The sequence below is a fragment of the Sphingobium sp. RS1 genome, from assembly GCF_056156825.1.
Map to the genome: position 1 here is coordinate 1,129,330 of NZ_JBLZXE010000002.1, position 26,750 is coordinate 1,156,079.

Below are 26,750 nucleotides of genomic sequence, written 5' to 3' on the forward strand. Positions count from 1 at the left end.
GTTCAGATGATTTCGAGCGTAACGGTCTGGAGATTCCGGCTGTCGGGTCCGACCATGATGTCAAAGAGGCCGGGTTCGACCACTTCCTGCATGTCCAGATTCCACAGCATGAAGGCGTCGGGGCCGAGCGGCAGGCGGACGGTCCTCGTCTCTCCGGGCGCGAGCGTGATCCGCTCGAAGCCCTTGAGTTCCTTGATCGGGCGGGTGACGCTGGCCGTCTGGTCATGCACATAGAGCTGGACCACTTCATCGCCGGCCCGCTGTCCGACATTGCGCACGTCGACCTCGACCGTCACCATACCGCCGACACCTATGCTTTTCTGAGAAAGTCTAGGTTTTCCATAGTCAAATTGCGTATAGCTAAGGCCATATCCGAACGGAAATAGCGGCGAGACATCCTCGAACACATAGCCGCGCCGCGCCGATGGCTTGCGATTGTAGAAGATCGGAATCTGTCCGGCGTCGCGGGCCACCGTGACCGGCAGCTTCGCACCCGGATTGACATCCCCGAAAAGGATGTCGGCCATGGCGGTGCCGCCCTCCTGCCCCGGATACCAGCATTGGAGCAATGCATTCGCGCCCTCGACCACGGCGGGATAGCTGGGCGGGCGACCGTTGATCGCGCAGACCACGACTGGCTTGCCAGTCGCCCGTATCGCGGCGAACAGGTCATTCTGCTCCCCGACCAGATCGATGCTGGTGCGGTCGCCCAGATGGTTTTTCGCAAAGCCTTCGCGGCTGGTCTGTTCGGTATCGCCGATGGCGAGCAGCACGATATCCGCGCCCTTCGCCACCTCGACCGCCTCTGCGATCAGCGCCTGGTTCCGCGCCGGATCGGCCAGTTGCACGTCGTCGACCGAGCGGTCCTCGCTACGGGTGATAAACACGCCCTGCGCATGGACGACCTGCGCCTTGCCCTTCAGCCGGGCGGTAACGCCCTCCAGCAGCGACACGGTCTGGCGCGGCACGCTGCTATAGCCGCCGAGCCGGGCGATGGCAGCATTGGGGCCGATCACCGCGACACGCGGATGCGCGCCGGCCGTCAGCGGCAGGATACCGTCATTCTTGAGCAGCGCGATCGACCTGTGCGCGGCTTTCAGCGCCAGCGCACGGGCCTGCGCATTGCCGGTCAGCGCATCATAATCCCGGCGCGGCCATGGATTTTCGAACAGGCCCGCGCGGAACTTGAGCGTCAACATACGCGTGCAGGCGATGTCGACGGCTTCGAGGGGCACTTTTCCGCTGCGGACCTGTTCCACGAGCGTCCGATAGGTCAGACCATCGGGCAGCTCGCAATCGACCCCGGCACGCAGGGCGGCACGGGCCGACGCCTCCGGATCGGGCTGGACATGGTGGATGGTGTCGAGTTCGTGGACGGCGCCATAATCGCTGACCACCGCGCCGTCGAAATGCCATTCGCCGCGCAGGATATCGGCCAGCAGCCACTTATTCTGGTGCGACGGCACCCCATCAATTTCATTATAGGACGGCATGACTGCGCCAATACCGGTGCGTTTCACCACCTGACGGAAGGGCGGGAAGAAATTCTCCCGCAATTCGCGCTGGCTGATCGGCGCGGGGCCGACATTTTCGCCGCTTTCGGGCTGGCCATGGCCGGTCATATGCTTGAGCGTGGCCATGACCTTGTCCGGGCCGAGTTGCTTGCCTTCGCCTTGCAACCCCAGCACTGCTGCGACGCCCATTTCGCCGCAAAGATAGGGATCTTCGCCAAAGGTTTCCTCGATCCGGCCCCAGCGCGGATCACGGGCAATGTCCACCACCGGCGACAGCGCCAGGTGAACGCCGCGCGCGCGGACTTCGCGGGCAATCACCGATTGCACATCCTGCATCAGTTGCCGGTCGAAGCTGCCCGCCAGGCCGATCGCCATCGGGAACATGGTCGCTTCCGTCGCCATATAGCCGTGCAGCGACTCTTCGTGGAACAGCACCGGGATGCCTAGCCGGGTCTTCTGCGTCGCCCAGTTCTGGACAGCCGTGATGAAATCGACGGTTTCCTTTGGGCTGCGCCAATGCGCGCCGACGCCGCCCGCCTGATTGGCATCGCCCGCAGCGCCCCGCCGGTCGGATGGGCGCGTGATCTGGCCAAAGCCGTCGGGATAGGCCTTGTCCGCCTTTTCGGGTGAGAAGGCGATGCCGTCCATGATCTGCGCCTTGGTCGCCCAGAGCGCGATGATCTGCGCCACCTTCTCCTCCAGCGTCATGCGCGCCAGCAGGTCGCGCACGCGCAGGTCGATTGGAGCGGAGGCATCCTTGTAGAGCGGCCCCCTGCCCTGCGCCGCGACGGCCGGGGCCGCCGCGAAGAAGGAAGTGGAGGCCAGCAGCCCCAGAGCCTGACGACGGGCGAGCGCCATTATCGCACCGTCAATGTGGCGGATTTGAGTGCGACCGAGCTGTTGCCGGTCATGATCTCGAAATCGCCCGGTTCCACCACGCGCTCCATATGGTCGTTCCACATCTGGAGGCTTTCAGGACTGATGGTGAAGCTGACCGTGCGGGTTTCGCCGGGCTTGAGGGTGACGCGCTGGAACCCCTTCAACTCCTTGACCGGACGGGTGACGCTGCTGACCTTGTCGCGGATATAGAGCTGGACGACCTCGTCGCCTTCCCGCGCGCCGGTGTTGCGGACATCGACCGAGACGGTCGTCTTGCCACCCGTGCCAATGCTGGTCGCGGCAAGGCGCGGCGCCGACAGATCGAACGTCGTGTAGCTGAGGCCAAAGCCAAAGGGATAGAGCGGGTCGGTGGTGTCGAACAGATAGCCGCGCCGCGCCGAAGGCTTGGCATTGTAGAACATCGGCAACTGACCCACCGATCGCGGCACGGTGACGGGCAGCTTCGCGCCGGGGTTCACATCGCCGAACAGGACGTCGGCGACGGCATTGCCGCCCTGCTCGCCTAGATACCAGCCTTCCAGTATGGCGTTGGCCTGCTCGCTGACCTTCACGGTCGAGGCTGGACGGCCATTGATGAGGACGACGGTGATCGGCTTGCCCAGCGCCTTCAGGGCGTCGAAAAGTTCCTGCTGCTCGCCGACCAGATCGAGTGACGGGCGGTCGCCCAGATGATTGTCGGCCCAGCCTTCGCGGCTTGACTGTTCGGTGTCGCCCAGCGTCAGGACGATGCGATCGACATTCTTCGCCGCTTCCACCGCCTGCGCGATCAGCTTGCGATTTTCGGCAGGATCGGACTTGGTGACGCTGTCGGCCCACCAGTCGTCATCCTCGGTGATCTTCACGCCCTGCGCGAAGACGATGTTCGCGCGTGTGCCGACCTTCGCCTTGATCCCGTCGAGGATCGATACCGTGTGCGGCGGCTGGCCATAATAACCGCCCAGACGCGCGACGGCGGCGCTCGGGCCGATGACGGCGATCGTGCCTTCGGGCTTCAACGGCAGCATGCCGTCATTCTTGAGCAGGGTGATGGAGCGCTGCGCGGATTTCAGCGCCAGCGCGCGGGCTTCGGCATTATTGGTGATCTTTTCCGACGCGGCGGCATCGGCATAGGGATGTTCGAACAGGCCGGCGCGGAATTTCAGGTCCAGCATGCGACGGGTGGCGAGATCGACCTTCGCTTCGCTGACCTTGCCTTCGCGCACCAGCTTGCCGAGCGTGGCGTAGGACAGGCCATCGGGCAGGTCCGCGTCGACGCCGGCGTCGAGTGCGCGCTGCGCCGCTTCTTCCAGATTGGCGGCGACATGGTGGATGCTCATCAACTGGTCGACGGCCGAATAGTCGGAGACGACCGCGCCCTTGAAGCCCCATTCCTCGCGCAGGATATTTTCCAGCAGCCAGCGGTTTGCGTGACTGGGGACGCCGTCGATTTCATTATAGCTGGCCATGACGGCTTCGATGCCGGTGCGCTTCACCACCTGCTCGAAGGGCGGGAAGAAATTTTCGCGCAGTTCGCGTTCGCTGACCGGTGCGGGGCCGACATTGGTGCCGCTTTCGGGCTGGCCGTGGCCGGTCAGATGCTTGAGCGTGGCAAACACCTTGCCGTCGCGCAGATTGCGCCCGCGACCGACACCCTGAAGCCCTTCGACCGCGGCAACGCCCATTTCGCTGACGAGATAGGGATCTTCGCCATAGGTTTCCTCGATCCGGCCCCAGCGTGGATCGCGGGCGATGTCCACCACGGGCGACAGGATCATCGGCACGCCGCGCGAGCGAATTTCGCGCGCGATCACGCTGTTGACGTCACGCAGCATGTCCGTGTCGAACGAGGAGGCCATGGCGATCGACTGGGGGAAGCTGGTCGCGCCGACAGCCGCATAGCCGTGCAACCCTTCTTCATGAAACAGGATCGGGATGCCGAGGCGGGTCTGCGTCGTCGCCCATTTTTGCAGGCCGTTGACGAGCGCGACAGTCTGGCGCGGATCGCGGCCACGGGCAACGCGGGGACTGACGGAACCCTTCGCATCCGACGGGCGGGTGAAATGGCCGAGGCCATTGGGATATTGGGCCGCCAGCTTGGCGGGATCGAGTTGGAGTTGGTCATCGAAAATCTTGACCTTGTCGAGCCAGACCGTCGTGATCTGGGCGATCTTTTCATCCAGCGTCATGCGGGCGAGCAGATCGTCCACGCGCGCCTCGATCGGGGCGCTCGCATCCTTGTAGATCATCTTGCTGCTCGTAGCGGCCGGCGCGGCCTGCGCCGGCATTGCGGGCAAGGCGATACTGAGCGCCAACGCCGAGGCTGCGCAGAAGATTGTGCTGGTACGGATCACGAAACCCCTCTCCATTTTTATACCGCGACCATATTTCCGCTTGCCGCAGCCGCACTGATAGCGTTACCATTGCTTCGACAAGACGCACTTGTCAATGCCCGTTGGATGGGCTTTGACGGTGGAGGATCAGGGAGAGGATGAAAGTGAAAGCGCGCCTGTTTTGCTGGATGATTGCCATGGCCGGAACCGCCCTGACGCCTGTGATGGCGCCTGCGGCGCAGGCCGAGGACGGCTATGATCTGTGGCTGCGCTATGCGCGCGCAGAACCGTCGCGCGCGGGCGCTTTGGCGGCTCATGCGAACGCTATCGTGGCAAGCGGGAACAGCCCGACGCTGGCTATCGCGACCCAGGAATTGCAACGCGGTATCGCCGGCATGACCGGGACGACGCCGGCCCTGTCAGCAACAGTCCAGCAAGGCGCGCTGCTGCTGGCAACGCCCGCCTCCACACCCGCCCTGCCGGTCAAGACGGACGGACTGGGTAACGAAGGCTATGCGATTCGCACCGTGACGGTGGACGGCAAGGCGGTGACAGTGATCGCCGCCAACAGCGATATCGGCCTGCTGCACGGCGCCTATCACTGGCTGCGCCTCGCCCAGAGCGGCGAGAGCCTGGACAATCTGGACATTCGCAGCGCGCCGAAGATCGGATTGCGCCTGCTCAACCATTGGGACAATCTCAATGGCACGGTGGAGCGCGGCTATGCCGGACAGTCGATCTGGGACTGGTGGCGCCTGCCCGACTGGAAGGGACCGCGCTATAGCGACTATGCCAGAGCCAATGCCTCGATCGGCATCAACGGCACCGTCCTCAACAATGTGAATGCCAAGGCGGACAGTCTGACCGCGCCCTATATCGCCAAGGCGGCGGCGCTGGCGGACGTGTTCCGCCCCTATGGCATCAAGGTCTATCTGTCGGTCAAATGGACCGCGCCGATGGAACTGGACGGCCTCAAGACCGCAGATCCGCTCGACCCGGCCGTCGCCGCATGGTGGAAGGCGAAAGCGGACGAAATCTACAAGGCGATTCCCGATTTCGGGGGCTTCCTGGTCAAGGCGAACAGCGAGGGCCAGCCGGGACCGCAGGATTATAATCGTACCCATGCCGATGGCGCGAACATGCTGGCGGCTGCGATGAAGCCGCATGGCGGCATCGTGATGTGGCGCGCCTTTGTCTATGCCCATGACAATCCCGATGATCGGGCAAAGCAGGCCTATACTGATTTCAAACCGCTGGACGGCAAGTTCGCCGACAATGTCATCGTTCAGGTGAAGAATGGCGCGATCGACTTCCAGCCGCGCGAGCCTTTCCATCCGCTGTTCGGCGCAATGCCCAAGACGCCGCTGATGATGGAATTCCAGATCACCAAGGAATATCTGGGCCAGTCGACGCATCTCACTTACCTTGGCCCGCTGTTCGAGGAGACGCTGGACGCCGATACCTACGCCAAGGGCAAGGGATCGACAGTCGCCAAGGTGATCGACGGATCGCTGGAGGGCCACAAGCTGACCGGTATCGCTGGCGTCGCCAATATCGGCGTCGATCGCGACTGGAGCGGGTCGATCTTCAACCAGGCCGACTGGTATGCCTTTGGCCGCCTGGCCTGGGATACCAGCCTGTCGGCAGAAGCGATTGCGAAGGAATGGGCGGAGATGACCTTCTCACCTGATCCCAGGGTCGTGCAGCCCATGGTCAGGATGATGATGGGATCGCGCGAGGCCGCGGTCGACTATATGACGCCGCTGGGTCTGGCACATGTCATGGACACGGGCCATCATTATGGTCCCGGGCCGTGGGTATCGGAACTGGCGCGACCTGAATGGAACCCGGTCTATTATCACAAGGCGGATGCGGGCGGCATCGGCTTTGACCGGACGAAGGGCGGCAGCGACGCGGCAGGCCAATATGCGCCGCCGGTGGCGAAGATGTGGAATAATGTGAAGAGCACGCCGGAACGCGACCTGCTGTGGTTCCATCATGTGCCATGGGATTATCGCCTGCAATCGGGCGAGACGCTGTGGGATGGCCTGATCCATCGTTATGATCGGGGCGTGAACTATGTCGCGACCATGCAGACGACATGGACATCGCTGAAACCCTATGTCGATGCGGAACGCTTCGCGGAGACGGACGCCTTCCTGACGATCCAGCATCGTGAGGCCCAATGGTGGCGCGACGCCAGCATCGCCTATTTCCAGTCGGTGTCGAAACGCCCCCTGCCCGCCGGATCAGCCGAACCGGCGCATGACCTCAATTGGTACAAGGCGCTCAAATTCCCCTATGCGCCCGGGCATAACTGATTTTTCGCTTTAAATATTGCGGATGATGTCGCTACCATTTCACTTGCGACATCATCCCAGCGAAAGTGCCTTCTTGAGCGACAGCCGATCTTCCCGCCGCCAGCGCAACGCGCCCACCATCAACGACGTCGCCGTCCATGCCGGCGTGTCGCCGATGACCGTATCGCGCGTCATCAATGGCGAACAGGTGGTGCGCGCCGCTACGCGGGAGAAGGTGGAGGCGGCGATCGCCGCGCTCAACTATGCCCCCAGCGCCGCGGCGCGGACATTGGCGGGCGGCGACGAGACGCGGATCGGCCTGCTCTATTCCAACCCCTCCTCCTCTTATCTCAGCGAATTTCTGGTCGGCAGCCTGGATCAGGCCAGCCGCAGCAGCGTCGACCTGGTCGTGGAGAAATGGGATGAGGAAACGTCCGTCGCATCGGTTGTCGCCCATCTGAAGCGTGGGCGGATCGACGGCGTGATTCTGCCCCCCCCTTTGTGCGATCTGCCGGAACTGGTCGATGCCCTGGACGATGCCGGCATCCCCGCCGTGGCCGTTGCGACCGGACGCGCACCGGGAGAACTGGCCGCCGTCAGCATTGACGACCGGATCGCTGCCTATGAAATGACGCGACACCTGATCGCGCTGGGCCATAGCCGCATCGGCTTCATCAAGGGCAATCCGAACCAGAGCGCCAGCGCCAAGCGGTTCGAAGGCTATATCGCCGCGCTGCGCGAAGCCGGCCTGCCGGTGCAGGACGAACTGATCGCGCAGGGCTATTTCACCTATCGGTCGGGGCTGGATGCGGCCGAACATATCTTGTCGCTGCTCGACCCGCCGACCGCCATCTTCGCCAGCAATGATGACATGGCCGCCGCGACGGTGGCGATCGCGCATCGCACCGGGCTGGATGTGCCGGGCGACCTGACGGTGTGCGGGTTCGACGATACCTCGCTGGCGACGACCATCTGGCCGGAACTGACCACCATCCGCCAGCCGATCAGCGCCATGGCGCGCGCGGCGGTGGAAGTGCTGGTGCGGCAGTTGAAAGGCCGGCGCGGCAGTGACGCGGAAGTCGAGCATCTGGTGCTGGATCACGCGCTGATCCGGCGCCAGTCCGATGCGGCGCCCCGGATGCGACCGCGAATGGGCGGGCGGTAGAGCAAGAAATCCGTTCGCTTCGAGCCTGTCGAGAAGCGGATAGCGCTGTGCCAGCGTTTCTCGACTTCGCTCGAAACGAACGGGGATTAGCTTAGATCTAGCCGAACACGCGGTTGAAGATCGTGTCGACCTGCTTGAAATGATAGTCGAGGTTGAACTTGTCCTCGATCTCCTGCGCGGAAAGCGCCTTGGCGACATCTTCGTCAGCCTTCAGCAGTTCCAGCAGCGACAGTTGCCCGTCCGATTCCCACACCTTCATGGCGTTGCGCTGAACGTAGCGATAGCTGTCCTCGCGGCTCACACCCGCCTGCGTCAGGGCCAGCAGCACACGCTGCGAGTGGACGAGGCCGCCCATCTTGTCGAGATTCTTCATCATCCGCTCGGGATAGATGAGCAGCTTGTCGATCACGCCGGTCAGGCGGCCGAGCGCGAAGTCGAGGGTGATGGTCGCGTCGGGGCCGAAGAAACGCTCAACCGACGAATGGCTGATGTCGCGCTCATGCCACAGCGCCACATTTTCCAGCGCCGGAACCACGGCGGCGCGGACCACGCGGGCAAGGCCGGTCAGGTTTTCGGTCAACACCGGGTTGCGCTTGTGCGGCATGGCCGACGAGCCCTTCTGGCCAGGCGAGAAATATTCCTCGGCTTCCAGGACTTCGGTGCGCTGGAGATGGCGAACCTCGACGGCGAGGCGCTCGATCGAGGAGGCGATGACGCCCAGCGTCGCGAAGAACATCGCATGACGGTCGCGCGGAATGACCTGGGTCGATACCGGCTCAATGGCGAGGCCCAGCTTTTCGGCCACATGCTCTTCCACGCGCGGGTCGATATTGGCGAAGGTTCCGACCGCGCCGGAAATGGCGCAGGTGGCGACTTCCTCGCGCGCTGCAATCAGGCGGGTCTTGCAGCGGCTGAACTCGGCATAGGCTTCGGCCATCTTGAGGCCGAAGGTGACCGGCTCGGCATGGATGCCATGGCTGCGGCCGATCGTCGGGGTCAGCTTATGTTCGAAGGCGCGGCGCTTGATGACCTCCAGCAGCTTGTCGAGATCCTCGATCAGGATGTCGGCGGCACGGGCCAGTTGCACGGCAAGGCAGGTGTCGAGCACGTCCGAAGAGGTCATGCCCTGATGCATGAAGCGGGCTTCGTCGCCCACCTGCTCGGCCACCCAGGTCAGGAAGGCGATGACATCATGCTTGGTGACAGCTTCGATCGCGTCGATCGCAGGCACGTCGATGGCCGGGTTCGTCGCCCACCAGTCCCACAGCGCCTTGGCCGCGGATGGCGGCACGACGCCCAGTTCGCCCAGCTTCTCGGTCGCGTGCGCCTCAATCTCGAACCAGATCTTGAACCGGGCCTCCGGTTCCCAAAGGGCGGTCATTTGCGGGCGGGCGTAGCGAGGGACCATGGCGCGAATCCTAGCGGCTGGAGGAGGAATTGTTGCCGCGCCGCCTAGCAGCGTCGGCCCATCGGGGCAAATCGGGAAAGACAGGACGGCAGCGGATTGCCGCTTTCATGACGCGAACAGAAAAGACCGATGAGTCGAGCATATTTTCAAGACGAATACCGCAACATGAACAGATATTCAGGAACATCGCCAGTTCCCGTTCATTATTAGGCGAGCATAACGAGGTTTTCCGGAACATAGTTCGTCCCGGTTCATTCAAGGTAACAGGAGATTGCCATGGTCCGCACAATCCTATTCACAACCGCCCTTGCGATAGCGGCGCCCGTGATGGCCCAGCAGAGCCCGGCTCCGGCCGAGGGTGCCATGCCCGCTGCCCCCGCGACTCCGGCTGCGTCCGCGACGCCGCAGGCTGCGACACCCGCCGCGCCCGCCAATCCGGCCGCTTCGGTCGCATCCATCGTGGAAAGCGAATTTCCTGCCTATGATGCCAATAAGGACGGTCAACTCGACCAGTCGGAATTCACCCGCTGGATGGTCGCGCTCAAGAGCCAGGAAATGAAGGCGACCGGATCAACCCTGCCGGCCGAACAGGTCACGGCATGGGCCAACGGCGCCTTTTCGACAGCAGACAAGGACAAGAGCATATCGGTCAGCAAGCCCGAGCTGGTGACTTATCTGACCGGCGGCGCCGGATAATAGGAACGACCACATCCCCCTCTGTCACGAAGGCGGGGATATAAGAGCCTGAGGGGTCGCACCCGGAGGCGGCATGGAACGAAGGCCATGCCGCCTCATTTTTATGCGCGGGCATCTGGTGAAAACGCCGTTCGGGCTGAGCCTTTCGAAGCCCAGCGATTTTCCGCACGCGCGAGAAAAGAAGCCGTCCGACGGGCTAGGGACGAACGGCTTTTATACAAATTTACAGCGCTTCAGCTCTTCTTGCGGCTGTAGAGCAAGGCCGCGACGATCGCGGCCGATCCGATCCCTACGGCTGCGCCAGCCCATACGCCCTTGCCCGCCGACTTGATAGCTGCGGTGGCAAGATCCACCTTGCTCTTGTCCTTGGCCTTTTCGGCTGCGGGCGTTGCGGAAGCGGCTGCTTGTGCGCCGGCGACTGCGTCGGTGTCCGACGCGCTGTTTTCGGTCTTGCTCATGACAGCAGCAGCTATGCCTCAAAGCAGGCGCCGGGAAAAGACGGTAGCGCGCCATTCCATCGCATTTGCATTTTACCCGCGCCCTCTTGACTTCGCTCGCGGTTCGATGTTGGTAGCGCTATCAATTTAGAACCGCCTGATTAGGAGTTGATGATGCCGGGAGAAATCTCCTTGCTTGATTGCCTGCCCGCCGATTGGCGCGAGGGCCAGTTTATCGGCCGCGTCCTGACCGCCGATGGCCCCAGCCCGATCCTAGTCAACAAGGGCATCGCCTATGACATGAGCCGGATCGCGCCGACAGTTGCACAACTGGTCGAGAAGCTGCCGCTTGACGCCGCGACGGGCGAAGATCTCGGACAGCTCGATACTCTGGCGCTGCCGCTGCTCAGCCCGGTCGACCTGCAATGCGTCAAGGCGTGTGGCGTCACCTTCGCTCTGTCCGCGCTGGAGCGCGTGATCGAGGAACGGGCGCGTGGCGATGCCAGTGCAGCCGCCGAGATTCGCGGTCGCCTGGAAGAGCGCGTGGGTGGTTCCATCCGCGCCGTAGTGCCCGGATCGGCTGAAGCCGCCGCGCTGAAGGCCGCACTGATCGAGGATGGCCTTTGGTCGCAATATCTGGAAGTCGCGATCGGCCCGGATGCGGAGGTCTTCACCAAGTCGCCGGTCCTGTCGACCGTCGGGCTGGGCGCGGAGATCGGCATCCGATCGGATTCCACCTGGAACAATCCCGAGCCGGAAGTCGTGCTGCTGGTCAATGCGACTGGGAGCGCTATCGGCGCGACGCTGGGCAATGACGTCAACCTGCGCGATTTCGAAGGACGGTCAGCCTTGCTGCTGGGCAAGGCGAAGGACAATAACGCCTCCTGCTCGCTCGGCCCGCTCGTCCGCCTGTTCGATAGTGATTTCACCATCGATGACGTCCGCAATGCCGAAGTGGCGCTGACCATAGACGGGCCGGAAGGCTATCGGCTGGAGGGCCACAGCAGCATGAACCAAATCAGCCGCGACCCGCTGGAACTGGTGCGTCAGACGCTGTCCGAACATCAATATCCCGACGGCTTCACCCTGTTCCTGGGTACGCTGTTCGCGCCTGTACAGGATCGTGACGAGCCGGGTCGCGGCTTCACCCACAAGGTCGGCGACGTGGTGGCCATTTCCACTCCGCGCCTCGGCAAGCTGGTCAACAAAGTGGTGACATCGAAGGATGCCGCGCCCTGGACCTATGGCCTGACTGCCCTGTTCACCAATCTGGCCGCACGCGGCCTGCTGAAAGAAACCGCATGAGCCACGCCATCTACCCCAGCCTGAAGGGCAAGCGGGTCTTCATTTCCGGCGGCGGCAGCGGCATCGGCGAAGGGCTGGTCGAAGCCTTTGTCGGACAGGGTGCGCAAGTCGCCTTTTGCGACATCGCCGTGACCGAAAGCGAGGCATTGGTCGCGCGCCTGTCCAGTGCCGACTTCGCACCGGTCTTCCACGCGATCGACCTGCGTGACATCAACGCCGTACAGGCGATGATGGCCAGCGTGGAGGCGGATTTCGGCGGCATCGACATCCTCATCAACAATGCCGCCAATGACGATCGCCACACGATCGAAGAAGTGACGCCCGCCTATTGGGAAGAGCGCATGGCGGTCAATCTGCGCCATCTCTTCTTCGCCGCACAGGCTGTCGTTCCCGCGATGAAGCGCGCGGGCGGCGGCGTGATCCTGAACTTCGGATCGATCAGCTGGCATCTCGCCTTGCCCGATCTGGTCCTGTATCAGACCTCGAAGGCCGCGATCGAAGGGCTGACTCGCAGCCTCGCCCGTGACCTTGGCCGCGACAATATCCGCGTCAACACCATCATCCCCGGCAATGTGAAGACGTTACGGCAGGAAAAATGGTATACGCCGGAGGGCGAGGCCGAGATCGTCGCCGCGCAATGTCTGGACGGCCGCATCCTGCCGGTCGACGTAGCGGCGCTGGCGATGTTCCTGGCGTCCGACGATGCACGTTACTGCACCGCGCATGACTATTTCATCGATGCCGGCTGGCGCTGACGCCATGAGCGCAGAGCCACAGAGCGTCCTGTCGGTCGGCGCGACACTGGGCGAAGGCCCGATCTGGGTGGCGCGCGACGCCGCCCTGTGGTTCGTCGATATCAAAGGGCATAGCATTCACCGCTACGACCCGGCACTGGATGTTGGGCGTAGCTGGGCGGCGCCCTGTCAGGTCGGTTGGATCGTGCCCACCGACGATGGCCTGTTCGCGGTTGGTTTGCAGACCGGTGTGCATCGTTTTGATCCGGTACAGGCCAGCTTCACGCTGCTCCATGCGCCCGAAACCCATCTGCCCGGTAACCGCCAGAATGATGCCTGCGTCGCGCCCGATGGCGCGCTGTGGTTCGGGTCGATGGATGATGCGGAGGAAGCCGATAGCGGCTATTTCTACCGCTTCCACAAGGGCGCCTGTGTCGAGAGCGGCCTGCCGGCCGTGTCGATCACCAATGGTCCTGCCCTGTCGCCCGATGGCCGGACGCTTTATCATACCGACACGTTGGGCAAGCGCATCTGGCGCACAGACCTGAACGACGACGGATCGGTTGGCAACACCAGCCTGTTTACGAAGATCGAAGCGGATGCCGGCTATCCCGATGGGCCGACCGTCGACGCGGAAGGCTGCCTGTGGACCGGCCTGTTCGGCGGATGGGTGGTGCGCCGTTACGATCCGGCGGGCAAGCTGATGCGGGAAATCCGCTTCCCCGTGGCCAATATCACCAAGATCGCCTTTGGTGGCGAAGGGCTGGCCACCGCCTATGCGACGACGGCGCGCAAGGGGCTGGACATGACAGCGTTGACAAAACAGCCCCTGGCAGGCGATCTCTTCGCCTTCGACCCCGGCGTGGCCGGGCTGCCGGGCCATGTCGCCACGTTGTAAGCCGCAACGATTATAAGAATTGGAAGGACGCAAAAGGATGAGTGAGGGGAGCGCGGAAAAGGTCAACATGGCCTTTATCGCCGCGATCGTGGCTGTGGCGACGATCGGCGGTTTCATGTTCGGCTATGACAGCGGCGTCATCAACGGCACGCAAAAAGGGCTGGAAAGCGCCTTTGACCTGGGCAAGCTGGGCATCGGTATCAATGTCGGCGCGATCCTGGTGGGTTCATCCATCGGCGCGTTCGGTGCAGGCCGCATGGCCGACATCATCGGCCGGCGTGGCGTCATGATGCTGGCTGCGGTCCTCTTCCTCGTCAGCGCATTGCTGGCCGGGGCCGCCGGCTCCTCCGCCATCTTCATCATCGCCCGCATCATCGGCGGCCTGGGCGTCGGCGCCGCGAGCGTCATTTCACCCGTCTATATCTCCGAAGTCACCCCCGCCGCCGTGCGCGGTCGACTCTCGTCGGTGCAGCAGGTGATGATTATCTCCGGCCTGACCGGTGCTTTCGTCGCGAATTTCGTGCTGGCCCGCTATGCTGGCGGATCGACCGCGACGCTGTGGCTCGACTTCCCGGCTTGGCGCTGGATGTTCTGGTTGCAGGCTATTCCTGCTGCCATCTATTTCCTTGCCCTGCTCGTCATCCCGGAAAGCCCCCGCTACCTTGTCGCACAGGGGCAGGACGAGCGTGCACTGGCCGTGCTGACCCGCCTGTTCGGGGCGCAGGAAGCCGCGCGCAAGGTCGCGGAAATCCGCGCTAGCCTGGCCGCCGACCATCACCGGCCCAAGCTGTCCGACCTGGTCGACAAGGCCAGCGGCAAGATCCGCCCGATCGTATGGACAGGTATCGGCCTAGCCGTCTTTCAGCAACTCGTCGGCATCAACGTCGTCTTCTATTATGGCGCGACCCTGTGGGAAGCCGTGGGCTTTGCCGAAGATTATGCGCTTCAGATCAACATCATTTCCGGCGTCCTTTCGATCGGCGCCTGTCTGGCCACCATCGCGCTGGTCGATCGGATCGGCCGCAAGCCGTTGTTGCTGATCGGTTCGGCCGGCATGGCGGTGACGCTGGCGACGGTCGCCTACGCCTTCTCCACTGCCGTCACCGGCGCGGACGGCGCGGTCAGCCTGCCCGGCAATAATGGCCTGATTGCCCTGGTCGCGGCGAACCTGTACGTCATCTTCTTCAACGCCAGCTGGGGCCCGATTATGTGGGTCATGCTGGGCGAGATGTTCCCGAACCAGATCCGCGGATCGGGTCTGGCCGTCGCCGGCTTTGCCCAATGGATCGCCAATGCGGTCGTCTCGGTCAGCTTCCCGTCGCTGGTAACCTGGCCGGGTCTGGCCACGGCCTATGTCGGCTATGCGGTCTTTGCGGCCATCAGCTTCTTCTTCGTCCGCGCCATGGTGCATGAGACGAAGGGGCGCGAGCTTGAGGATATGGTCGGCTGAGCACGGATAGCATCATCCTGCGGGCGGGAGGGCTGGAAGCGGTCCTGTCGCCCGCCGTCGGCGGTTCGCTGCTGGCGCTGGCGCTGGACGGCGTCGACCTGCTGCGGCGGGCACCGGATGGAGCCGCTGATCCGCTGGCCATGGCCAGCTTTCCGCTGGTGCCCTATGCCAATCGCATCGCAGACGGGCGCTTCGCCTTCGCGGACGCGGACTATCAATTGCCGCTCAACTTCGGCGATCATCCGCACAGCATTCATGGCTTTGGCTGGCAGACAGGTTGGACAGCGAGTGAGACAGGTGAAACGTCCGCGCACCTGATCCATGAGCATCGTGGCGAGGCCCATTGGCCGTCCGCCTATCGGGCCGAGCAGCGGATCACGCTGACCCCGTCGCAACTGTCCCTGTCGTTGTCCGTAAACAATATCGGCGATGTCGCCATGCCGATCGGGCTGGGCTTCCATCCCTATTTCCTCGCCGACGAAGCGACCACGTTGACCTTTGGCGCGCGGGGCCTGTGGCTGTCCACGCCCGACATGCTGCCCGATGCGCAGGCGCCCGCCGATGCACTGGGCGACTGGTCCAGCCCCGCCATCGTGCGCGGCAGCACGCTGGTCGACAATGCCTATACCGGCTGGGACGGCACGGCGATCGTGCAGCGCGGCGACGGGATAAGGCTGACGATGACGGCGACCGGCGCCGACTGGCTGCATGTCTATCGCCCGCCCGACAGCGTCGATTTCTGCCTGGAGCCGGTCAGCCATATGCCCGATGCGATCAATCGCGGCGGCATGCCGGTGCTTGCCCCCGGCGAGACGGCAAGCCTGTCCATGACCATCGCCATCGACAAAATCCAACCGGCGCTTCCGAAATCCGCCGCAATCGCCTAAGCTGCCCTTCACCAACAGCAAGAGGGTCTAGCCTATGCAGTTTTTGCGGACAGCCTTTTGGGTCGTCATCGCCGTGGCGCTCGCCTTCTTCTGCATGGCGAATTACGTCCCCGTGACCGTACGCCTGTGGGGCGATATGGTGATGGAAACCAAGCTGCCCGTGCTGCTGATCGTCGCCTTCCTGCTGGGCGCGCTGCCCTTCTGGGTGATGGCGCGGGCGACGCGCTGGCGGTTGAAGCGCCGCCTGGACAGCAGCGAGCGCGCGCTGGCCGCCGCCACGGCCGCCGCCGCCCCCCCGCCGCCGCCCGCCTTTTCCGATGCGCCCAGCCTTACGACCGTCGCGGACTCCCCCGCCCCTACTCCAACCGTTACAGGATCAGCATGAGCAGCCCCATCTATGTCGCCATCGACACGCCCGACCTGACCAAGGCCCAGACGCTGGCCGGGCAGGTGCGGCATCATGTCGGCGGGCTGAAACTGGGCCTCGAATTTTTCTGCGCCAACGGCCATCATGGCGTGCATGAGATGATGAAGTTCGGCCTGCCGATCTTCCTCGACCTCAAGCTCCACGACATTCCCAATACGGTGGCGAAGGCGGTGCAGGCGCTGCATGTGCTGGAGCCGGCGGTGCTGACCGTCCATGCCGCCGGCGGCCGCGCCATGCTGGAGGATGCGAAGGCGGCGGCGGGCATCAATACCAAGGTGGTGGCCGTGACCGTACTAACCAGCCTGGACGATGGCGACCTGCTGGATATCGGCGTGGGTGGCAAGGCGGAGGATCAGGTGCGTCGCCTCGCCGACCTCGCCCAGAGCGCGGGGCTGGACGGCATCGTCTGTTCGGGCGCGGAAGTGGGGATCGCCAAGGCTGCGTGGAACGACGGCTATTTCGTGGTGCCCGGCGTGCGCCCGACCGGCGGCGCCATGGGCGACCAGAAGCGCGCCGTCACCCCGCGCGAGGCGCTGGACCGGGGCGCGTCGATGCTGGTCATCGGCAGACCGATCAGCCAGGCGGAAAACCCGGACATGGCGGCGCGGGAGATTGAGGCGACGTTGTAGGTAGGTGTCCGGCGAACGACCAGTTTTTGCCGGTCACACGAACCGTTGGCTTGCCCGAAAGAGGTCATTCCTTCAGACATGGGCGTCCATTGGAGGCGCCTATGTCACTGCTCGAAGAAAACGCAGAAATTCTAGCGGGTATGGAACGAGATGGTAGTGATCTTGCCCCTTCGAGGCCGGTCGACTTTTCGCATGTTTTTGCTACCCTTGCAGCGGCTCAGGACTTCGCTGCCGAATGCGAACGGGATGGGTTGAAAATTGACGTTATAGAAACAGATCGAGTTGAAGATCCATGGGACGTTACCGTGACAGTGGAATTGCAGCCTTCAGCCACTAACATAACCTCATGGGAAGAGCGCTTCGAGGTTCTCGCTCAACGATACGGTGGGCGAACTGACGGTTGGGGATTTTTTCGGGCCTAAGGGCGGCTGTCGATAGTTTCCTGTTCCAAATCAGGCAGTCCCCTTTCCACCCATCTCGGACATAAAACCACCCGCGGATCAACCCCGATCGCTACCATCATCCGAAGCGAAAAACCGGTCGATCACTTCGCGCGTCAGTCGCGCGGGGCGCAGACTGCTGGCGTCGATGCAGCACCAGCTGGACTTGACCTCGGCCAGCACTTCCTCGCCACGGCGGATCACCGTTTCGTAGAAGGCGCGGGCGCCCTGTACCTTTTCCAGCAGGACGGTGGCGATCACATCGTCGTCCAGGAAGGTGGGCTTGCGATAGGTGATCTCATGCTTGAGCGCGACCCAGAGATGCTGGGCGACCGCTTCGGCCGGGGCCAGCGCGCGCCAATGGTCCAGCACCGCCTCCTGTACCCATTTCAGGTAGCTGGCATTGTTGACATGCCCCATGAAGTCGATGTCGGTCGGATCGATGCCGATCGGGAAGCGGTGGGGAATCGCGTTACTCACATGAGTGTCAATAACAGGCCTGCATGTCCCCTGATAGAGGGCACAAGGCGGATATACGGAAAAAGGGGCCGATCCGAAGACCGGCCCCTTTCCCACCCACTCCGTTCCCTCCGAGCCTGTCGAGACGCGGACAAAACAGCGCTTCCCGTTTCCCGGCTGCGCTCGAAACGAACGGTTGTTGGCTCTTAGAAGCGCCAGCCGACGCTGCCGACGATCTGGTGGCGGTCGGTGTCGATGCCGAATTCGCTGCTGGTCGAGCCATCGGCGAAATTGATGTGGGCATCTTCATATTTGGAATAGCGATATTCGACCTTGGCGAAGGTATTCGCGTTGATCGCGCGTTCCACGCCAGCACCGATGCGCCAGCCGTCCAGCTTGAAGGCGGTGTCGGTGCTTTCGTCGGTATCGCCGGCCAGCACGTTGAGCTTCGTGTTGGTATAGCCACCCTTGACGTAGACCAGCGTGGCGGGATCGGCCAGGATACCGGCACGGGCGCCGACATAGAGGTCGCGGCCCTGCTTCACGCGGCCGAAGCCGAAATTGTCGCTGAAGTCGCGGCGGTTGCTCTTGGAGGTGGAGTTGGTCCACTCGCCCTCTACGCCGACAACGGCGCTGCCCAGATTCATGTCATAGCCGGCGCCGATACCGTAGAGCAGACCGTCGATCGACTGGTCGTCGCTGCCATTGTCATTATCGACCGTGCTGCCTGCACCGGTATGGTCATAGCCAAGGATGCCTTCGACACGCGGGCCGGTGAAGGTCGGGCCGACATCCTGCGCAAGGGCGGGCGTGGCGACAGTGGCACCGGCGAGAAGAGTTGCGACCATCAACTTACGCATAACAGATACTCCGTTCATCATTTTCTTGTCCCCTCTTGCGGGGGTGAGGCGATGAAGCCGGAGCGGGCCGATTGGTTTCATGAACAGGAGATAAACACCTGATTCTGTGCCATTAATGTCACGAAATCGGTTCAATTCGGCGTGTGAGCGTTCAGATAGAGCGATGAAACGACGGAACTTTTTTCAGCATTCCACGACGTTCACGGCCAAACCGCCGAGCGATGTTTCCTTGTATCGGCTCGCCATGTCCTCGCCGGTCTGGCGCATGGTTTCGATGACGGCGTCCAGGCTGACGATGTGGCGGCCGTCGCCTTGCAGCGCGAGATAGGCCGCGTTGATCGCCTTGACCGCACCCATCGTGTTGCGTTCGATACAGGGAATCTGGACGAGGCCGCCGATCGGATCGCAGGTGAGGCCGAGATTATGTTCCATGCCGATCTCAGCGGCATTTTCGACCTGCGTGTTCGTGCCGCCCAGCACGGCGGCAAGGCCAGCGGCTGCCATGGAACAGGCGACGCCGACTTCCCCCTGACAGCCCATTTCGGCCGCCGAGATGGAGGCGCGCTTCTTGTAGAGGAAACCGATTGCGGCAGCGGTGAGCAGGAAGCGACGTTCCCCGTCGCGATCGGCGCCGGGCACGAAGCGGCGATAATAATGCAGCACAGCCGGGATGACGCCCGCCGCGCCGTTGGTGGGCGCGGTGACGACACGGCCGCCGGCGGCATTTTCTTCATTCACGGCGAGCGCAAACAGGCTGACCCATTCGAAAATCTGCGCGGGGCCAAGCGCATCCTGTTGCAGGCGCAAGCGCTGATGAATGGCGCGGGCGCGACGGCGGACCTTGAGGCCGCCGGGCAACAGTCCTTCCTGCATCAGCCCCCGGTCGATCGACGCGCTCATGGCGTCGATCACGGCGTCGAGGAAGGTTTCCGTCTCCGCCTGCGCGCGCCAGGCGCCTTCGTTGCGCAGCACAAGGGTGGCGATCGACAAGCCACTGACATCGCCCTGCGCCAGCATTTCTGCGCCGGACGAAAAGGGCCAGGGCTGGACGACATTATGGCCGAGCGGTGCTTCATCGCTGACCGGTACCACGCCCGGCAGGACAGCGCCGCCGCCGATGGAATAATAGTCGCGCACGATCGGATCGTCGCGCCCGTCGATCCAGGCAGTGAAGCGCATGCCGTTGCTGTGCGCCTCCAGAAACTCGCCCATGCGGAACAGCAGGTCGCGCTCCTCCTCGAAGGCGAGCCACTGGTCGATGGCGCTGCCGGCGCGGATGCGGCGGTCGCTGCGGATCTGAGCCAGGATGGTGGTGATCGCATCGGGATCGACGCTTTCCGGGCGATAGCCGGAGAGGCCGAGCAGGATGGCGCTATCGGTCGCATGCCCCCTGCCGGTGAGCGCCAGTGACCCGAACAATTCGCACTGCACCCGCGTCGGCTTGGCCGGCAGCGTGTCCATGAACATGAGCGCGGCGCGCATCGGCCCCACCGTATGCGAACTGGACGGACCGATGCCGATGGTGAACAGGTCCATCACGCTGATGGCGGTGGCGGCGTCGATCGCGCTCTTCGTCACGTCAATAATCCTTGGAAATACGTACGTTGGCGCTTTCGCGGCCGAGGGTGGAGATGGCCGCCAGCAGCGATAGCCAGCGCGTGACCTGATATTCCATTCGGGTGGCACTGTAGCCCTGACCATCGGTGATCAGTTCGACATAGGTTTTGCGCGTCAGATATTTGCCCGCCGCAATCGATGTGCCCTGCCCCTGCGTCGGGTCGGCAGCGATGATGCGCAGCCGGTCGAGGCCCGCCGCCTTGCGCACGGCGTTGATCGGGTCGAGGCCGCCATTACCCTGTAGCGAGCCGACGGCCGAGGCGAGTTGCAGCGCTTCGGGTGCGGACAGGTTGGTGATCGAGGTGCCGAACAGGATACGCGAGAGCAGTTCGTCCTGCGGCAGCGCGGGGACGCTGGTGAAGGTGATGTCGGGTTTGAGGCCCGTACCGCCGACATGGATCGTGGCGCTCAGGTCGCTGACGTCGGCTTCGGCGCTGATGTCCAGCGTCGGGTTGACCGGCACCTTGCCATCGAACTGGATATTGCCTTCGCGCAGTTCGAAACGGCGGCCGGCAAATTCATAGCCGCCCCGCACCAGTTGCGCCCGACCGGCGATGGCCGGGTTGGTAACGGTGCCGCCGATGTCGAGGTCGGCGCGCCATTCACTGTCGAGGCCAAGCCCGGTGACGGTCAGGCGATTGCGCGCCCGCGCCTTGATCGCCAGCGCCCAGGGGACGTTGGTGCGCGGCCGCTCTATCTCATCACCGCGCCGGTTGATTTCCACGACCTTGAGTTCGGGAATCTGCGCCACGGCGGCGGCGCGGCCCATGGTGAAGCGGCTCTTGTTGAGCACCAGATCGCCGCCGATCGTGCCGCCCACGCCGTCGGACCGCAAGGTTATGGGGCCGGTGACGGTCGCGGCGATATCGTCCCGCTCCAGGAGCGCGGCATTGTCGGCTTGCAGGTTGAGGTCCATGCCGACGCCGCCGATGCCGTTGAAGGTGAAGCGGCCGGTGCCGTTGACGGTGCCGCCATTTTGCGCGGTCGCGGCGAAGCTGGAGATGACCAGTTGCGCGCCGGAGAAGCGGCCCCGCGCCTTGACGCCGCGCAGCCGCATGCCGGTGACAGGGCTGGTGATGGCGGCATTGTCGGTCGTGAAATTGCCGGTGATGACCGGTTCGCCCAGCGTGCCGCGCATGTCCGCCGACACGCCGACCATGCCGGCGATATCGACAATCTCCACCCCGGTCAGGCGCCAGAGCGTGTCCGCCGTGCCGTTGAAGCGCAACTGGCCAAAGAAGGGGGCGCTATTGAGGCGGGTTACAAGGCCCCCTTCGGTGCCCAGCGGGTTGAGCAGCGCCTGCGCCTGACCAATCGTCTTGCCATCGGCAACGAAGACCATGCGGGTGGCGAGCCGCTCGCCCGTCAACACCGCGTTGACGCCGACATCGACCGGGCGGGAACTGAGCGAGAGGCCAGAGCGAGACAGGCCGCGAATGCGCAGTTCCGCCTTGCCAGTGGGCAGGCCGCCGCGCGGCTGCACATAGCTGAGCGATCCGGTCGCCATGCCGCCAAGCCCCAGATTGTCATAGGCGATGTCGAGCAGGGCAAGCGGCAGCTTCTGCATCCGCGCCTCGATATGAGTCGACGCCCCGCCCAGTTCCCCGGCCAGTTGCAGCGATCCGCCGGCATAACTGACCGTCGCAGGCGACAGGCGCCAGCCATCCTCCGTGCGCGTCAGCAAGGCGGACCGGGTCAGGCGGATCGGGCGCTTGTCGATCGTGCCGGCGGCGGTGAGGCGGACGCGGTCCGGTTCGACCTGTGCCTCGCCCTGTAGCTCGAACAGGCGTCCACGCTGGCCCGACAGGCTGCCGCGTATCTTGCCCTTGCCATCGACCAGTTCGGCATTGGCGGCAAAGCGGCCGAGCAGCACGCCGCCCACGCGCAGACCCCGCGCCTGCGCCGTGGCGTTGACCGTGGTGCCCGTTGGGTCGAGCAGGATCGTTCCATCCAGGGTGCCGCGCCGCACCTCTATGACGGTCGGCCCTTCGAAGCTGGCGTCGTTCGCGGTGAGTTTCAGCTGCACCTGCTGATTGGCATCGACCGGCTTGAAATTGATGTAGCCAGTGACCGGCCCCATGACGCTGAGTTGGCCGTCCAGGCCGCCGGCAATGGGGCGGATATCGCCGCTGGCGGTAACGCCCGACACGGACAGGTTGGCAACCCGCACCACCGCCTGTCCGCCCTGCGGCAACAGGATCACGCCCCGGCCGGTGAAGGGCCCAAGCGTGGAGCCACCATTGGCCGTGTAGCTGTAGCCATTGGCGTCAGGGATGAGTTTCGCTCGTACATCGCGCAGGCCCAGCGCATCCATCGGCCGGGCGAGCAGCAGGTCCACGGTCGGCCGCTCGATCATGCCGTCCAGCGTCAGCGTAACCGGCCCGTAGCGCCCGTGCCGGCCGCTGCCTTCCAGATGAAGCGACCCGTCGCGATGGCGTATGCCGCGCGCCGTCAGATTGAGCAGTGGCGACGTCAGTTGCATGTCGGACAAGGCAACCTCACCGTCCTTCAGCAAATCCAGCTTGCTGCGCAAGGTCGGCAGGCCGCCACCCAGCGTGCGGAGAAATTCATTGTCCAGCCGCCGGACCCGCGCCAGCGCGTTGCCGCTGAGGCCAAAGCCGCCATCGGCGCGCGGCACGGCGCGCAGCTTGGACGTCAGGTCGACAATGCCCAGCCCACGAATGAACAGGCCGTTGATCTCGCCATCCAGTCCCGCATCATAGCGGCCGGTCGCCAGATCGGCGATCACCGTCAGCTTGCCCCGCAGCTTGTCTGATCGCAGTTGCATCGGATTGCTGACGATCTGCTGCCCCTTGAGTTGTAGCACGCCATCCAGCTGGAAATTGCGCACGATCCCACCGACCAGATCACCCTGCCCGTCCAGACTGCGCGCGCGCAGGCGCAACGGTATGAGCGCCGGCCCCTTTGCAGTGGCGCGCCCCTTGCCCTCTGCCCGGACGTCGTTGATGATCGCCTTGTCAAAAGCGATCTGCCGCGCGGTGAGCAGATATTCATAGCCCAGGGCTGCAAAAGCCCCGTCCAGCCGGACCTTGGCATCGATATCCTTGCCGCGCATGGTTTTAACCAGCGCTTCGGGTCGGGCCAGCTTCAGGTCGACCCGCATATTGTCGAGCGCATTGTTGCGCAGGTCGATCGCGCCGTCGGCAGCCAGGTCCAGTGCGGCCGACCGCAGCGACAGGCGCCCGTCAATCACCCGGTCTACCATGGTGCCGTCGGCGCGCACGGCCAGACGTGGTGCGGCCATGCGGCGAACCAGCCCATTGCCGGCGATCGCATCGCCCTCCACCGTGCCCCGCGCCGAATAGGCACCGCTGCGGGCGGCCAGGACGAAATCGGCGGCCGGCGCGCCGTCGAGCGTGGCGGCAAGACGGCCGTCCCACTGGCTCCAGCGGCCCTTGCCACCGATGCGCAGGTTCGCGTCCTGCTTGAGGCCCGCCATCGCAGCCAGCACGCCGGCCCTGGGCGCATTGACGGTGACGTCGAGGGCGAAGCGATCCTTGTCCGGCCGGCTGTCGAGCGCGATGGTCAACGCGTCGCTGCCGTCCAGCGTACGAGCAGACAAGTCGATGATGGCGCGGCCGCCGCGAATGTCCGCGTCGCCGGACATGGTGGCGCGCTGCGCCCGGCCGGTGACGCCAGAGGCTACATCGAGCTGGCCGACCGAAAATTGCATCAGACGAATGTCGAAGCCGGGCAGGATCGGCCCGCGCCGCTCCGTCGGGTTCAGCTTGGGCAATTTGTGCAGCGTGGCGCGCGGGATCACCAGCCGGTCGATATCCAGCCGGTTGGACAACCAGGCAAAGGGCCACCAGTCCAGTTCGACCCGGGACGCCTCCAGAAATTTGCCTTTGGGATCGGACAGGATCAGGTCGCGCAGGACGGCTTTGCGATAGATGCTGCCTTCAATCGCGCCGACATGGATGCGCAGGCCCGAGGAGGATTTGATGGTGGCGATTCGGGTCGCGAGGAAGCGATGTCCGCCGCTCGTGTCCAGCCACGCCACCGCCGCCGCGACGATCAGCACCAGCGTCAGCAGCAGGCCGGCCAGCCAGCGTTGCCAGCGGCCGTCCCACGCACGGCGGCGCGGCGCGGGTGCCGGTGGCGGCGGGACAGGCGGGGCTGCGTCGTCGGCCATCAGAAAGCCTGCCCCAGCGAGACATAGACCGCGACCTTGGGATCGCCCGTCTGCGGATTGAGCGGTGTGCCGACATCGACGCGGATCGGGCCGAAATTGCTGTAATAGCGTAGGCCCATGCCGGCACCGATGCGCAGGTCGCGAAAGCGCGGCAGGAAGCTGGTCGAGATATTGCCGGCATCGACAAAAGGCACGACACCGAAATTGCCGAAGCGGATGCGGCTTTCCAGCGAAAATTCGGCGAGGCTCTTGCCGCCGACCGGATCGTTGTCATCGCCATAGCGCGGACCGATCGCCTGATAGCCGTAGCCGCGCACAGACGCGCCGCCGCCGGCGTAGAAGCGACGGGACGGCGCGATCTGCTCCACGGTCGAACCGAAGATGGTGCCGAAGCGGGCACGGGCGGCGACCACCACCCGGTCTGTCATTGGCTGATAGACGCTGCCGTCCACCTGCACGCGGGCATAGCCGAAGGTCGTGTTCTGGAAGGACAGTTCCGGACTGACGCGGGCACCGAGACGGAAGCCTTTGGATGGGTTCAGCAGGTCGTCGCTGCCGTCATAGGTCAGGCTGACCGGCACGGCGCCGATCAGGAAGGTACGGCGCGCGCCGCCGCTGAAGGCATCGGCTTCGTCCGACGCGATGAGTTCGCCGCCGAAGCGCCAGACCCATTTCTTCTGGAACAATATGTTGCTCTGCCGCTCGATCGCACCCGACAGGTTGATGGTGCGGGCGTCATAGGCGTCGCGACGGATATTGCTGATCGACACGAGGCCCGTCAGCACATTGTCGCGTCGGTGGAAATTGTTGCGGCGATAGGTGAAGGAAGCGGTCTGCTCCTGCGTACCGAGTACGCCGCGCAGCGTCACCGCGCCTTCGGGCGGGAAGAGGTTGCGATGCTGCCAGCTGACTTCGGCACGATAGCCTTCACCCGTACCATAGCCCAATTCGCCGGCGATGGTGCGCAGCGGCGCGGGGCGCACATCGACGTCCAGATTGACATACTCGCCATCGCCGGCATCGACCGGTTTCAGGCTGACGGACGAGACGAGGCCAGTCGCGACGATGGCGCGGCGCAAATCCTCCACGTCCGATGCCATATAGGTGTCGCCGGGATCGAAGCGGGCGATTTCCTGCACATGATGGGCGTCGAACAGTTTCGTATCGTCCATCTGGATCGCGCCGAAGCGACGGAAGCCGCCGGGCGCGACAATGATGTCGAGGTCGCCGTTGCGCTCTTCATGGTCGATGCGCACTTCCGGTTCATCGACGCGGGCGAAGGGGAAGCCGCTTTCGGCCAGCGCGGTGCTGAGCGCGTCACGGCCCGCCAATATCTTGTCCGCATCGACCGGATCGCCAGCCTTGGGCGGGAAGGCCGCGCGCAGCCGCGCTTCCTGCCCGGCGGTTTCGATAAGGCCGGTGACATCGACCGATTCCAGCAGATATTGGGTGCCCGGCACGATGTCGAAGGTGACCGACAGGCGATCGCTGCCCGGTGGCGGGGCGGCGACGGCGCTGCGGATGCGGGCGGCATAATAGCCCTTCGCCCGCAGCAGCCGGTCAAGCAGCTCGCCATCCTCCTTCATGCGGCGGTTGATCTGGGCGAGGTTGGCGGGCTTGCCCTGTCCCTGGCGCAGGACGGACAATTCGTCGAAGCGCAGCGTGAATTGCGCGTCGGCGATGGCCTCTATGCCGCTCAGTTGTACCGTATAGCGCCGTTCTTCGCTGGCGTCGGCGAAACTGGCGGCGTCATCCACCGGATCGATCGCAGAATCGGCGTCGTCCGTCGGCAGGGCGAGCGCAGGCGCATCCGGCTGGGCCGGTGTCGCCGGATCGGCGGTGGCCTGCGTATAGACCGGATCTTCGGGCAAGGGCGCAATGCTGTCGGGTTGCCCCATGTCCGGCCAGTCGACGCCGATATCTGGCATGGCATCTAGCGCCTGACTGGGCGCCTGGTCGCCATTCTGGTCGGGTGCGGAGGTTGTGGATGGCTGCACTTCCTGCGCGCGCAAGGAAGCCGGCGCGGCCAGCAAGAGCGGCGCGAACAAGAGCCGGGCGGCATGCGGGCGGCCTGAAAAGCGGCGTTGGGTCCGCAAACCATCGGTCATGGGGTCGGTCTAGCCCAGAAACAGGCGGGAAGGCCAGCCCTAGAAGCCAGT

20 protein-coding genes are annotated in these 26,750 nt (G+C 64.1%); 11 read left to right on the plus strand and 9 right to left on the minus strand.

All coding sequences use genetic code 11. The features are described from left to right. Positions 1-2 precede the first annotated feature (2 nt). Both ACNHGR_RS07000 and ACNHGR_RS07005 read right to left on the minus strand, forming a co-directional pair. Positions 3-2,372, minus strand: coding sequence for a glycoside hydrolase family 3 N-terminal domain-containing protein (locus ACNHGR_RS07000; RefSeq protein ID WP_475284982.1), 2,370 nt, complete (start codon positions 2,370-2,372; stop codon positions 3-5). Continuing rightward, positions 2,372-4,759, minus strand: coding sequence for a glycoside hydrolase family 3 N-terminal domain-containing protein (locus ACNHGR_RS07005; protein ID WP_475284984.1), 2,388 nt, complete (start codon positions 4,757-4,759; stop codon positions 2,372-2,374). The genes ACNHGR_RS07000 and ACNHGR_RS07005 overlap by 1 nt, the downstream gene beginning before the upstream one ends. Positions 4,760-4,920: 161 nt before the next feature. Between ACNHGR_RS07005 and ACNHGR_RS07010 the strand changes: the two genes are divergently transcribed. Beyond that, entirely contained in the window at positions 4,921-7,044 is a 2,124-nt protein-coding gene (locus tag ACNHGR_RS07010; RefSeq protein WP_475284986.1) for an alpha-glucuronidase family glycosyl hydrolase, read from the plus strand. Between the two features lie 25 nt (positions 7,045-7,069). Continuing rightward, entirely contained in the window at positions 7,070-8,188 is a 1,119-nt protein-coding gene (locus ACNHGR_RS07015; protein WP_475288349.1) for a LacI family DNA-binding transcriptional regulator, read from the plus strand. Positions 8,189-8,285: 97 nt separating this feature from the next. Here ACNHGR_RS07015 and purB read toward each other — a convergent pair whose 3' ends face one another. After that, on the minus strand, positions 8,286-9,596 hold the full coding sequence (purB, locus tag ACNHGR_RS07020) for an adenylosuccinate lyase (protein WP_475284988.1): 1,311 nt from the start codon (positions 9,594-9,596) through the stop codon (positions 8,286-8,288). A 276-nt stretch (positions 9,597-9,872) separates the two neighbouring features. On the opposite strand from purB, the gene ACNHGR_RS07025 reads away from it, so the two are divergent. Further along, positions 9,873-10,292: an EF-hand domain-containing protein gene (locus ACNHGR_RS07025; RefSeq protein WP_475284990.1), complete on the plus strand. Its 420-nt coding sequence runs from the start codon at positions 9,873-9,875 to the stop codon at positions 10,290-10,292. A 233-nt stretch (positions 10,293-10,525) separates the two neighbouring features. On the opposite strand, the gene ACNHGR_RS07030 is transcribed toward ACNHGR_RS07025, so the two are convergent. Further along, on the minus strand, positions 10,526-10,750 hold the full coding sequence (locus ACNHGR_RS07030; protein ID WP_475284991.1) for a hypothetical protein: 225 nt from the start codon (positions 10,748-10,750) through the stop codon (positions 10,526-10,528). Between the two features lie 153 nt (positions 10,751-10,903). Between ACNHGR_RS07030 and ACNHGR_RS07035 the strand changes: the two genes are divergently transcribed. The 8 genes from ACNHGR_RS07035 to ACNHGR_RS07070 all read left to right on the plus strand — a co-directional run bounded on the left by ACNHGR_RS07035 (position 10,904) and on the right by ACNHGR_RS07070 (position 17,481). After that, a complete protein-coding gene (locus tag ACNHGR_RS07035; protein WP_221417023.1) occupies positions 10,904-12,034 on the plus strand; it encodes a fumarylacetoacetate hydrolase family protein in 1,131 nt (376 codons plus the stop codon). After that, positions 12,031-12,789, plus strand: a complete 759-nt coding sequence (gene xylB, locus ACNHGR_RS07040; RefSeq protein WP_475284993.1) for a D-xylose 1-dehydrogenase — start codon at positions 12,031-12,033, stop codon at positions 12,787-12,789. Before ACNHGR_RS07035 ends, xylB begins: the two co-directional genes overlap by 4 nt. 4 nt (positions 12,790-12,793) lie before the next feature. Continuing rightward, positions 12,794-13,666 (plus strand): SMP-30/gluconolactonase/LRE family protein, encoded by an 873-nt coding sequence (locus ACNHGR_RS07045; protein WP_475284994.1) that lies wholly within the window; start codon positions 12,794-12,796, stop codon positions 13,664-13,666. A 37-nt stretch (positions 13,667-13,703) separates the two neighbouring features. Next, entirely contained in the window at positions 13,704-15,116 is a 1,413-nt protein-coding gene (locus tag ACNHGR_RS07050; protein WP_184265377.1) for a sugar porter family MFS transporter, read from the plus strand. Between the two features lie 17 nt (positions 15,117-15,133). After that, entirely contained in the window at positions 15,134-16,003 is an 870-nt protein-coding gene (locus tag ACNHGR_RS07055; protein ID WP_475288351.1) for an aldose 1-epimerase, read from the plus strand. Positions 16,004-16,037: 34 nt separating this feature from the next. Then, positions 16,038-16,388: a LapA family protein gene (locus ACNHGR_RS07060; RefSeq protein ID WP_184265380.1), complete on the plus strand. Its 351-nt coding sequence runs from the start codon at positions 16,038-16,040 to the stop codon at positions 16,386-16,388. Further along, complete coding sequence (gene pyrF, locus ACNHGR_RS07065; RefSeq protein WP_475284996.1) at positions 16,385-17,059, plus strand: orotidine-5'-phosphate decarboxylase; 675 nt, start codon at positions 16,385-16,387, stop codon at positions 17,057-17,059. The genes ACNHGR_RS07060 and pyrF overlap by 4 nt, the downstream gene beginning before the upstream one ends. 101 nt (positions 17,060-17,160) lie before the next feature. Continuing rightward, a complete protein-coding gene (locus ACNHGR_RS07070; RefSeq protein ID WP_475284998.1) occupies positions 17,161-17,481 on the plus strand; it encodes a ribonuclease E inhibitor RraB in 321 nt (106 codons plus the stop codon). A gap of 78 nt (positions 17,482-17,559) precedes the next feature. Here ACNHGR_RS07070 and ACNHGR_RS07075 read toward each other — a convergent pair whose 3' ends face one another. The 5 genes from ACNHGR_RS07075 to ACNHGR_RS07095 form a co-directional block, all read right to left on the minus strand. Continuing rightward, entirely contained in the window at positions 17,560-17,979 is a 420-nt protein-coding gene (locus ACNHGR_RS07075; protein WP_475284999.1) for an acyl-CoA thioesterase, read from the minus strand. 185 nt (positions 17,980-18,164) lie between these two features. Further along, the gene (locus ACNHGR_RS07080) at positions 18,165-18,818 is read right to left on the minus strand and encodes a porin family protein (protein WP_184265386.1); all 654 of its coding nucleotides are present in this window, start codon (positions 18,816-18,818) and stop codon (positions 18,165-18,167) included. 183 nt (positions 18,819-19,001) lie between these two features. Next, positions 19,002-20,396, minus strand: coding sequence for an L-serine ammonia-lyase (locus tag ACNHGR_RS07085; RefSeq protein ID WP_475285002.1), 1,395 nt, complete (start codon positions 20,394-20,396; stop codon positions 19,002-19,004). A gap of 1 nt (position 20,397) precedes the next feature. Next, positions 20,398-24,591 carry a translocation/assembly module TamB domain-containing protein gene (locus ACNHGR_RS07090; protein ID WP_475285004.1) on the minus strand — a complete coding sequence of 1,398 codons (4,194 nt, stop codon included), beginning with the start codon at positions 24,589-24,591 and terminating at the stop codon, positions 20,398-20,400. Beyond that, positions 24,591-26,699: an autotransporter assembly complex protein TamA gene (locus tag ACNHGR_RS07095; RefSeq protein WP_475285006.1), complete on the minus strand. Its 2,109-nt coding sequence runs from the start codon at positions 26,697-26,699 to the stop codon at positions 24,591-24,593. Before ACNHGR_RS07095 ends, ACNHGR_RS07090 begins: the two co-directional genes overlap by 1 nt. Positions 26,700-26,750 lie beyond the last annotated feature (51 nt).